The sequence below is a fragment of the Propionivibrio sp. genome (assembly GCF_041441355.1).
Lineage (GTDB): Bacteria > Pseudomonadota > Gammaproteobacteria > Burkholderiales > Rhodocyclaceae > Propionivibrio.
This window is the reverse complement of sequence record NZ_JASDTF010000040.1, coordinates 1-10,375: the sequence shown is the minus strand read 5'-3', so window position 1 is coordinate 10,375 and position 10,375 is coordinate 1. Positions and strand designations below refer to the sequence as shown.

The 10,375-nt window shown below is 63.6% G+C and carries 7 protein-coding genes and 1 tRNA gene; 1 reads left to right on the top strand and 7 read right to left on the bottom strand.

Going from position 1 to position 10,375, the window contains the following annotated elements:
- Nucleotides 1-86: 86 nt before the first annotated feature.
- Nucleotides 87-171, bottom strand: a tRNA-Tyr gene (locus QMB55_RS13915).
- Between the two features lie 271 nt (nucleotides 172-442).
- On the opposite strand from QMB55_RS13915, the gene QMB55_RS13910 reads away from it, so the two are divergent.
- A complete protein-coding gene (locus QMB55_RS13910; RefSeq protein WP_497589324.1) occupies nucleotides 443-1,189 on the top strand; it encodes a class I SAM-dependent methyltransferase in 747 nt (248 codons plus the stop codon).
- A 92-nt stretch (nucleotides 1,190-1,281) separates the two neighbouring features.
- On the opposite strand, the gene QMB55_RS13905 is transcribed toward QMB55_RS13910, so the two are convergent.
- The 6 genes from QMB55_RS13905 to QMB55_RS13880 form a co-directional block, all read right to left on the bottom strand.
- Nucleotides 1,282-1,923, bottom strand: coding sequence for a response regulator (locus QMB55_RS13905; RefSeq protein WP_497589323.1), 642 nt, complete (start codon nucleotides 1,921-1,923; stop codon nucleotides 1,282-1,284).
- A gap of 73 nt (nucleotides 1,924-1,996) precedes the next feature.
- On the bottom strand, nucleotides 1,997-2,263 hold the full coding sequence (locus QMB55_RS13900) for a hypothetical protein (RefSeq protein ID WP_497589322.1): 267 nt from the start codon (nucleotides 2,261-2,263) through the stop codon (nucleotides 1,997-1,999).
- A 298-nt stretch (nucleotides 2,264-2,561) separates the two neighbouring features.
- The gene (locus QMB55_RS13895) at nucleotides 2,562-6,002 is read right to left on the bottom strand and encodes a PPi-type phosphoenolpyruvate carboxykinase family protein (RefSeq protein ID WP_497589321.1); all 3,441 of its coding nucleotides are present in this window, start codon (nucleotides 6,000-6,002) and stop codon (nucleotides 2,562-2,564) included.
- Nucleotides 6,003-6,112: 110 nt separating this feature from the next.
- Nucleotides 6,113-8,644, bottom strand: coding sequence for an ATP-binding protein (locus QMB55_RS13890; RefSeq protein WP_497589320.1), 2,532 nt, complete (start codon nucleotides 8,642-8,644; stop codon nucleotides 6,113-6,115).
- 52 nt (nucleotides 8,645-8,696) lie between these two features.
- A complete protein-coding gene (locus QMB55_RS13885) occupies nucleotides 8,697-9,071 on the bottom strand; it encodes a thioredoxin family protein (RefSeq protein ID WP_497589319.1) in 375 nt (124 codons plus the stop codon).
- Between the two features lie 206 nt (nucleotides 9,072-9,277).
- The gene (locus QMB55_RS13880) at nucleotides 9,278-10,264 is read right to left on the bottom strand and encodes a diguanylate cyclase domain-containing protein (RefSeq protein WP_497589318.1); all 987 of its coding nucleotides are present in this window, start codon (nucleotides 10,262-10,264) and stop codon (nucleotides 9,278-9,280) included.
- Nucleotides 10,265-10,375 lie beyond the last annotated feature (111 nt).

Sequence of the window (10,375 nt, the reverse complement as noted above, 5' to 3'; positions counted from 1 at the left end):
AACCCTCGTCTTAAGCTTGGAAGGCTTCAGCTCTACCATTGAGCTACACCCGCAATTCCAACTAAAACGCACGCCGCTAAAAAAACTGGTGGAGGGAGAAGGATTCGAACCTTCGAAGGCAGAGCCGTCAGATTTACAGTCTGATCCCGTTGACCGCTTGGGTATCCCTCCAACTCGGAACCGAGAATTTTGACACCACTATAAAGCGCTGTCAATCGGTCATCTCTGAGCTGGCCGAAACTATACCAGAACCCCGACGGTTTTACACTATACTTTTTCATCTTTTTTTCAGTGCGCATCCCGAGCTTCCTCAACCGCCACCAAGCACACACCGGCAACCTGCGCCAGCCGCCAGCCAGCCCACACCCGAACGTCATCGGACGCGAACGAACACCAGCAGCCCCTTCTCTCTTTATTCTTCAACAATATCAACCCAGCCTCCATGCTTCTGCACGCCCGACAAATCGCCATTCAGGCGGCAGCCCTCCTGGTTTATCTGGCACTGGCCTGGCCGTATTTTGGTTTTCGGGGCGAAGAACTGCCCTGGCCAACTAGCGCATATGCTGTGGGTGCCATCGCCTTGGTGGTTGCCTGCATCGCCCGCCAACCGTGGTGGTGGCGCCTGATTCACCTCATTTTCGTTCCGCTCCTCTGGCAAACCAGCCAACTTGGCATTGAGCCCGGCTGGTTTCTGCTGGGGCTGATCGCCTTGCTGCTGGTCTATCGTGGCGCCATCGGCGGACGCATCCCGCTTTTCCTCTCGAGCGCCAGCGCCGTTGCAGCCCTGACTGCAATCGCGGACGAAAGACAGGCTCGCCAACTTATTGACCTTGGTGCCGGCATCGGCAGTGTGGTCGCGCCGCTCGCCACCGAAAACCCCGCCCTTCACCTGCGAGGCATCGAAAATGCGCCCGCCAGCTGGCTGCTGGGTTACCTGCGCACACGCGGCCTCAAAAACTGCACCTGGACCTGGGGCTCTCTTTGGCAAGCCCAGCTCCACGAGGCTGATCTGGTTTACGCTTTTCTATCGCCTGAACCCATGCCAACGCTCTGGCAAAAGGTCAGGGCCGAAATGCGCCCGGGCTCCCTGTTCGTCAGCAACAGCTTCCCCGTGCCAGACGTTGAGGCGACGCTAATCATCGAACTTGAAGGCCCCGGCAACGCCTGCCTTTACTGCTACGAAATTTGATTTTTGCCCTTGCTGCACGCAGCAGACAAATCTACCGGCAGCCACAAAGCAAAAGCGCCCTTCAGAGGGCGCTTTGCGCAAGCAGCGAACGCCTAGAGGCGGATGCCTTCACGGGCAATCACCACCATGGCCTGAGTACGGCTCGAGACATTAAGCACTTTGAAGATCGCAGTCAGATGGATCTTCACTGTCCCCTCCGAGAGGCCAAGTAACTCGGCAATCTGGCGATTCGATTTACCCCGTGCCATCAACCCAAGGACTTCAGCCTGCCGAGCCGTCAGCCCGAAGTCTGCGGGATCAGCGTGCCCACCCAGAGGTTCGCGCGGCGCGATCTCCCCGGGCGCAGAAGCTTCAGGGGTATAAACACGCCCGGAGCGCACCTGCCGCAGGGCCGCCAGCAAACGGTCGCTGGAATAGGCCTTGGGCACAAAGCCAGCCGCCCCGGCTTTGAGCGCCCGCGAAACCGTATGCGCGTCGTCATAACCCGAAAGGATCACCACCGGCAACTGCGGGAAGCGCTTGCGCAACATGCTCAGGCAGGTCATGCCGTCCACGCCCGGCAAGCCGAGATCCAAGAGCATCATGTCGAAACCGCGCCCGGCATCCAGCATCTCAATGGCCGACGTCGCGTCGGCCACATCGCAAACCTCGACCCCCGCTTCGAGCTGGCGGAGCGTTTGGACAAGCCCTTCGCGCACCAGGGCATGATCTTCTACGACGAGCAACCTGACCATGAGACTCCACTGTTCTTGTTATGCCGAAGCGCAACTGTAGCATCAAGCGGCGCCCGGAGAAAATGACACGCGTTCACTGCTTAACGTCCTGCGGACGCCCAGCCGGACAGCGCTCCAGCCACTGGGCATCGATGGCCAGACGCATTCCGCGCACCAACGCCTGATCGAGATAGTGTCCGCGATAAAGCATCCCCGCGTGGCCATGTGCCCGGGTCCAGGGCGTTTCCCAGGACTCGACCGTCAGCAGCACCTGCGGCACATCAAGCTCGCGCACTTCTTCAGCACGCGCGACGCACGGCACTGCGGCGGCCAGCTCGCGCCACTCCGCATGATTGAGCATTGAAGGCGCCTTCCCGGAATACGGACACACGCCGGCCCGATGTCGACGCGTCTCAAGCGCCTCGACCCGCCCGCGCAGCCAGTAGGTCGGCGCTTTCAAAACCGCGCCCCCGCCCCCCTCACGCAATTGCGCGCACTCACCGACGCGCCACGACATCGGCCGATCAGGCAATTCCTGCGCCGACACCGGCAGAAAAACTGCGGCAAAGACCAGGGGCAGCCAGTGACCTCGGCACCAAGCAGGCCGCCGACTCAAGCCTCCGGGCGGAGCCACCGCCCCGCCCGGAGAAATCGCCGGCTCAGCGACCATCCGGCAAAGGTTGCAAGCCGATGCTCCCGATCAGCGAACGACGGTACTCCGCCGAGCCGACCCGCACGCGCTCGGCCTGTGCCTTGGTGCGCCGCTCGGCAAGCCCCAGCCGGGCAGTGACCGCCGCGTTATCGGCCCGGTCGAGGAACTCGTACAACGCCCCTGCCGCCCGCGTCCAGCGCGCCTCGTCGCTCCGCTGTTTGGCATCCAGACGCGCGGCGTACCAGTCGCTGGCGAGCACGCTTTCGCGGGTAAACATCGCCCGCAACTCGGGCGAATCGAGCGTATACCCTTGCGCCGACTGACCGTGCGCCATGATTTCGAGCAAGGCCTTGAGCGGCGGACACGCCATCTCGATGCTGCCGTCGGCGAAATAGCTCTCCGCCACACGCTGGTGGGTGGCCACGATATTGGCCACGGCATCGGCGAAAACGTCCACATCCTGCAACTCGGGGCGCAGCATTTCCTCGGTGAACACCACATGTGGATGCAGGAACACCCGGCCGAAATAAGCGATCGCAAAACGGCTCGTCATGCGATAACCGAGCCGGCTGGCGAGCACGGGCTGGCCGCGATGCTCAAAGTCCTGCAGCCGCTCAAGTGCACCGCGTTTGATCAGGGCTAGCGCATCCCGCTCTTCGGCCCCCATGCGTGCGAAGACTTCCGGCACCAGCAGGCTGAAGTCGTGATCGACACGCACATTGGGGCCGATGTATCCGGCGCAGGACACCCACCCGTCGTAGCCCGTCAGGGCAAAGGAGACGAACGCGGCGTTCAGGTCAAGCACTGCCGGCAAAGCATTGAACGGCCCCTTGGTGAGCGCGCCTTCCGAGCCCGCCCCGGTCGTCGACGGCGATTTCCCGGTCATCGAGCAGATGACCTCCATGAAGAACTCGGGCAACTCCATGTAGTGCAGCGGGTTGTACGGGCACAGCGGGCGAATGCCGCCCTCCGGCGGGTTGTTGCGCCGGCCGGCTGCGACCACATCCACCGGCGTTACCAGCGGCGCTTCGCTCGGCAGCTTCCGCGCCAGACGCATCGCCAGTTCCGCTGCAGCGGTCTGGCGCGGTTGCGCGACATCCGGACGCAGCTGCAGGTAGCGCGGGTTCTTCGACGGTTTTCCGTCCACCATCCGCGGGTGTGCGGAAGAAACGAAATAACGCGGCGACGCGCCTGCGGGGGCCTCGGCGTGCGCCAGAATCAGGCGCTGCATCGGATCGGTATAGGCCGAGAAACCAATCGCGTCCTCAACCAACCCTTGCGCGCGCACTTGGTCGAGCGGCTCGAAGTTGGAGATGAAGGTGCCCGGCGTGGCGATGTCGGCCTCGGCCTGGTGGTCGTAGCCACGATGGATCGCGTCGTCGGGGCGTTGGAACAGACGGAACTCGCAGTTCTGGACGTACTTGCGCGACAACGCCCCCGCATCGCCAGCGGTGCCCGGCGGCACCACCACGCTGGCGGTAATGTCGTCCTCGGTCTGCACCTTCATGGCCGGGTGAAAATCGTGGCGCAGGCCGAACACGCGCCACGCACCGTCCTTCTCGAACCCGACGCGCAGGGTGTGCGAGACGAGCTTGACGCCGTCGAGCTTGAGCGCATTGCCCGGGCGGCCGTTGACGATATCAACCGAATAGTGGCTGCGCCAATCGCCCCCCCATTCCGGACGGTAGTAGCGCTTGACCACGAAAACCAGTTCTTTGACATGCTGCGGGATGGCCCGTAGCCAGGTGTTGTACTCCTCGGTGAAATCACTCTCCGACGGGGTCAAAAGCTTGATCACACTGCCCATCGAACGATCGCTGCTGAGGATCAGGCGATGATCGCTGCCCTTGAGCTTGGGATCGAGGAAGCGGTCGGAAAAATCGCGCGCCAGAATGTCGGCAACGGCGTCGAGGTCCTTGTCCAGATCGGCAACGAAAACGATCGCCGGCAGGATGGCGTCGGACAGGGCCTTGGAAATTTCCGACTTGCCGCCCCCTGAAACCGTACAGGGCTTGTGACAGGAGGTGACGTCCGGCGACGTCCCGACCAGCGACCACTGCCGCAGCGGGTTGGGCTGCTGTTCCATCTGGATCATGTAGCCGTTCGGCCCCATGTAGGTTTTTCCGGCAAGCAGCTTGATCGCCGCAGGCTCGCCGCCCGCCCCCTGCCAGCTCACCGTCTGCTGGCGCAAGTTGAAGGTCGAATGCTCCGGTACCAGCACAATGTGCGCTTGCTCGGCATCCAGCGCGTGCCCTTGAGCCTGCACCTTGAAGCGCTGCGGGTCGCGCGCCAGCACTTCGCTCAGCTTGTATTCGCCGCCCGCGCTGGTGTCCGTGTATTCGTTACCCAGGCTGTAGCTCGGGAAGACCAAGGCGCCGCCGGCGTGCTCTTCCTCGGCCGAACCGAAGAGGTTGGCCGAAAAACTGATCTGCGTCTTGACCTCTTTCTTGCAATAACCGAAGTAGTTGTCGGCAATGATGGTGACCATCACCCCGCGCGCATCGCGGGCGCAAATCTTGAAGGCATTGCCGCCGTTGTAAAGTTCGTTCTCGTCCTTGTAGCACATCCCGTCGCGGCGCTGACGTGGCGTCGCCGCATCCCAGTGCGGCAGCCCGAGCAGGTGCTTGGGGGCATGCGTGAGGTGCGGCGCCAGGATGACGCAACCGGTATGCCCCGTCCAGCCGTCCGGATCCAGGGCCGGATCGTTCTCCGGCAGGTAAGGATCGCCGGCGTTGCCGAAAATGCTCTCGACGAAATCGAGGTTGGCGACGAGGCCGCCGGGAACGAAAAAGCGCGTTTCCAGACGTTTCTCGTGCGTGAAGCCCGGCACTGCCGGCACGACCAGCGGCCGCAGGTACAGGGAGACGAAGCACGAGGCCGGAGTCTCGGAACCATAGGTGAAGGGCAACTGCATCGACTCGTCGGGCGGGGTGAGCGCCAAAGCCAGCAGACGTGCAAACGTGACCTTCGGCACCGCCAGTTTGTCGTCGGGGATCGGGAGGCCGCCTTCGGCGATGTGGAAAACGCCGGCCGTGGTCCGCCGGTCGCTGGCCGGGTTGTGCAAGACCCCGTTGCGCAGACGGTAGCTGCTGAGCAGCGGCGACTTGAAGAGATCACCGCCGGCCGGCAGCGACATTCCCCGCGCCAGGCCCGGCTGATCAAGGACGAGCGTGCGTCCGGGCAGGCGCGGCACGTTGCCGACCTCGGACAGGTATTCGTTGAGGAAATCCTGAATCCGCTGATCGACCGGCGAAAGCCGGTCGGCGAGGCGGCGGCTCATTTCGCGCTGGCGCGCCAGAATCGGCCCCATCAGGCCGGTCAGGGCGGCGCCATCGGCTCCGGCGGCCAGCGGCAAGCCCAACAAGGCTAAGCGCAGATTGATCGCGGCGTTGATGTCGCCCGGCGGAAGCGAGGCAGGGGGTTCTGATGCAGTGACGTTGATTTCCATTTTCTCTCTCGACAATGACAATGATGATGGATAGACACTTACATACTAGTATAGCGCGCAACCTAAAGTACACCCGACGGAACGTGGGCACAGGCGGATTCCCTCAGAGTCTAGACGGCCTCACCTCCTCTAGCCACCGCGTTCATGGCGGCCAGCAGCTTGCCCAGGTCGGCAGGTTTGAAGAGCACCGTCCACTGCGACGACGTGGTCAGCGCGATGCGTTCCGGAGAGGTTTCGCCGGTCATCAGCACGGCATTGATCGGCCCCGACGAACGTTCCTGAATGCGATCCAGAACATCCAGTCCGTTCGATCCCGGCAAACTGAAGTCCGAAATGTAGAAATCGGCCCCAAGCAGCTCAGGGCTCTCCAGCGCCTCCGTCGCGCTGGCGAACCACTGCACCCGCATCCCCATGCTGGAAAGCGACAGTTCGAGCGACTTGGCAACCATGTAATCGTCTTCGATCACCACCACGCGCCAGCCGCGCAGCAACGAGTAGTCCTCATCGGCGGCGCCGCTGAGGGTTGGCGCCGCCTGCGCGGCCGCATCGCGGTCGCCGGCGATCTCGGGCAGGTAGACCTCGAACACCGAGCCGCGCCCGGGGCGGGAGCGGTAGGTCACCTCGCCGCCCAACAGGCGCGCGGTGCGGCGAACGATGGCCAGGCCGATCCCCAGCCCCTTGGTGCGGTCGCGCAACGGATTTCCGACCTGGAAGCACTCGTCGAAGATCTGGTCGCCGTATTTCGCTTCGATGCCGATGCCGGTATCCCAGACCTGGATGATGCCGCCACGCCCGCGCCGCCGGAAGCCGACGAGGATGCCGCCGTGCTCGGTGTACTTGAACGCGTTGTCGATCAGGTTGCGCAGCACGCTGAGCAGTAGCCCGGGGTCGGTCCGCATCACGACGTCATGCACCGGGTAGAACAACTTAAAGCGCAGGTGTTTTTCGTTGGCCAGATTCGAGAACTCGCCGTCGATCGACTGGAAGAAGGATTCGAGCAGCACTTCGCGCGCCTGCGGCTTGACCATGCCCGCATCGAGCTTGGAGATGTCGAGCAGCGAATAGAGCAAATCGCCGAGCGCTCGCACCGACAGCGACAGGTATCGAGTGATCGAACGCTGCTCACCGCTCAGCTCGGTCTTATCGAGCGCATCGCGGAACAGGTTGATGGCCTGGATCGGCTGGCGCAGGTCGTGGCTGGCGGCGGCCAGGAAGCGGGTCTTGGCCAGGTTGGCGCCTTCGGCCTCCTGCTTGGCGACGAGCAACGCCGCTTCGGCCTGTTTGCGTGCCGTGATGTCGGTCTGCGCGACGATGTAGCCGCGCACGTCGCCGCCGGCCGAGAGCTGGGTATGCACCTCCCCCAGAACATGCACCAGCTGCCCGTCCGGCCGACGGACACGGTACTCGCACACCACCGCGGCATTCTTGCCGGCCTTCTGCCAGGTGTCCTGAACGCGCCCGCGATCGGCAGGATGAACAAAGTCGAGCCAGCCGCTGCCCATCGTCTCTTCCCAGGTGCGGCCGATGAGCGCCATATAGCGCCCGTTCACGTAGGTACAGCGTCCTTTACCGTCGAAGTGGCAGATCCCGACCGGCACCATCTGCGCCAATTCCCGGAATTTCGATTCGCTGCGCGCCAGGTTGTTGAGTATCCCCGCCTCGCGGATGCGCATCCGCCAGAGCCGCAGGAGCAGGGTGCCAACCAACGAGATCAGCACCAGCGACGAGAACGCAACGACCGCCACCTGCGTGTACCAGCCGTCGAGCACCTCGTCGCGACTGAGGCCGACAGTAAAGTAGAAGGGGTAGTTTTTCATCACCTGCACGCCGACGATGCGCGCGACGTTATCGACGTAGGTGGCGTAATGCATGGCAACGTCGCGCACCGGAACATCGCGGCGCGAGCCGAAAGGGTGGGCGCGTTCAAGCGGCCAGTTCACCTCGTTGGGCACCTCCGGCCAACGTACGACCAAGGCGTGGTTATCTTTGCGGCGCAGGGCGATCACGCCCTTGTTACCGAGATCGAGCCCCTGGAACTGCTTCTTGTAGTAATCGATCCCCAGCAGCGCACGCACGATGCCGAGGAAGCGCCCCTCCTCGTCGAGCATCGGCCGGGCGATGACCAGCACCTCGCGCCCGGTTCGCCGGTCGATCAGCACGTCGGAGAAAATCGCCCCCACCTCCTCGCCGTCACGCAACCGCGTGAAATAGTCGCGCTCGGAGACGTTGAGGCACTTGGGTCGGTCGCACTGCACCTGAACGACGCCCGTGGTGTAGAGCAGGTTGCCTTCGGCGTCATGAACACGGTAGCCGACGATTTCCTCGACGTTGAACAGCAGGCGCTCGAGGCTGGCGTTCACCTCGCGCTCGTAGCGCCCCACGGCGTCTTTGCGCAACGACGCGTCGGGCAGCTCGATCGACAGGGTCTGCAGGTCGGCGTCGGCGCGACGCAGTGTCGCGTCGAGACGCGCCTCGAAGATCGCCGCCAGGTTGTGCGAACTGATCTCCGCCGTCTTCACCTGATCGCGGAAACTCAGCACCAGCAGATAGGCCAGCAGCACCAGCAGCACCAGCAGGGAGAGCGAGAGCAGGACTCCGGGCGGCTTGTTGGTGGCGCCGTCGATGGTCGCCTTTTCATTCACGGCCGATCACCCTGCCCCGGCCGACTTGCTGAACACGCGCCCGAGCCCCATCTCAATCTCCAGCACACAACCGACGCAGGTCGGGATCGGCCTGCCAAGCGCGCCGTTCCTCGTTGCGCTGCACGTACTCGCGGCTCTCCGCCGGCGTCTGCGCGCGAAAGGTCTCGAGCAGGCGCTCGAGGTGCCCGATGTGCGGCAGCATCGTCCCGAAGAAGAGCACCACGTCGTCGCGCGCCACGAGCAGGGTCGGGAAATTCTCGACGTCGAGGTCGCCCATCTGTTCGGCCTCGTCCTCGATGTCGAGCCAACGGAAACGCACCTCGGGCAGACTCGCCGCCAAGGCTTCGAAAGCCTCCCGGTATTCGCGACAGGTGCCGCACCACTCGGCGCACAGACACAGCGCGACGAAGCCCTCATTCACCGGCACGCGCCTCCAAGCGGGCGCGGCGGCATGCCCGCACCCAGCGCTCCGCAGCAAGCGGGACGGCGCATCGGCAAGGCATCGGCAGCGGGTTCATGACATTCTCCTCGGGGCTCAACGTCGCATTATCGACGCCCCGCCAGACCCCGGCAACTCAGACGAAAGGCATAGAACGCAAAGGCGTGCGCCACCGGCCACTCGCCCGGCATCGGCTACTTGTTTTTGTGCGACTGCTTGACGGCGTACATGCGCCGATCGGCAACGTCCAGAAGCCGTTCCGGCTCGTACCCATCCTCGGGCATCAGCGCCGAACCGATGCTGGCCTGCAGCAGATAGGCCTCATCTTCGAAGACGAAGGGCGACTGCATTTCGGCGGCAATCCGCGCCACCACGGGCGAGATCCCCTCGGCATTTTCGAGGGGGCTCAGAATCACCCCGAATTCGTCCCCACCCAGGCGCGCTGCAGTGTCCGTCTCACGCGTCGAACGCTTAAGGCGCTGCGAAAATTCGACGATGACCGCATCGCCGATGCGGTGGCCGTGGGTATCGTTGATCTGCTTGAGCCCATCCATGTCGATCATCAACACGCCCGACGGGCTGTTTTCCCGCTGCGTGCGGGCCACGGCGTTGCGCAAGCGGTCCATGAACAACGCCCGGTTCGCCAGCCCGGTCATGCTGTCATGGGTCGCCTTGAGGAACAGGGTGTCGCTGTCGTACTTGACCGAGAAATACATGGCGGCGGCGACAACCTCCGACATCATCTCGAGCAGACGCTGATCCCGCACCTTGAACTTGTTGGCCTGCGCCGACATGGCCTTGAGCACCCCGACGGTCACCCCGAGGTGTTTGAGCGGCATCACCAGCATCGAGCGCAAACCGATGCGCCGGCAGGCCACCCGGTCGACCCGGGGGTCGGTTTCGGCATCGGAGCAGGCCAGCACCTTGCCGGTCATCACCGACAAGCCGGAAAGGCTGCCGCCGATCTTCAGGCGCAAACCGAGCTGTGGCTTGGCGATACCCGAGGCCGCTCGATAGACCATTTCGCCGTCTTCGGCGAGCTCGATCGCGGCGCCATCGGCCTCAACGAGCGACAAGGTCTCTTCGGCCACGTACTGCATCACCCCGCCCAGATCCAGCCCCAACTTGGCGATCTCGGACTGGATTCCGATGATGTGCAGAAGTTGTTCGCGTGACGGCATTGCCATGCTCCCCAATCAGAGCGCTGCGCCTATCGTCCGACCTCCCCCTTCACTCTAGGATCGTGTCCCGGGACGTGGTGTAAGAAGCGTCAGCAGAAGCGGTCAGCGGGT

What these genes read in the sequence shown, in the direction of transcription:
- QMB55_RS13910 (WP_497589324.1), top strand. Translation starts at nt 443, where the DNA reads ATGCTTCTGCACGCCCGACAAATCGCCATTCAGGCGGCAGCCCTCCTG.
- QMB55_RS13905 (WP_497589323.1), bottom strand. Translation starts at nt 1,923, where the DNA reads ATGGTCAGGTTGCTCGTCGTAGAAGATCATGCCCTGGTGCGCGAAGGG.
- QMB55_RS13900 (WP_497589322.1), bottom strand. Translation starts at nt 2,263, where the DNA reads ATGCTCAATCATGCGGAGTGGCGCGAGCTGGCCGCCGCAGTGCCGTGC.
- QMB55_RS13895 (WP_497589321.1), bottom strand. Translation starts at nt 6,002, where the DNA reads ATGGAAATCAACGTCACTGCATCAGAACCCCCTGCCTCGCTTCCGCCG.
- QMB55_RS13880 (WP_497589318.1), bottom strand. Translation starts at nt 10,264, where the DNA reads ATGCCGTCACGCGAACAACTTCTGCACATCATCGGAATCCAGTCCGAG.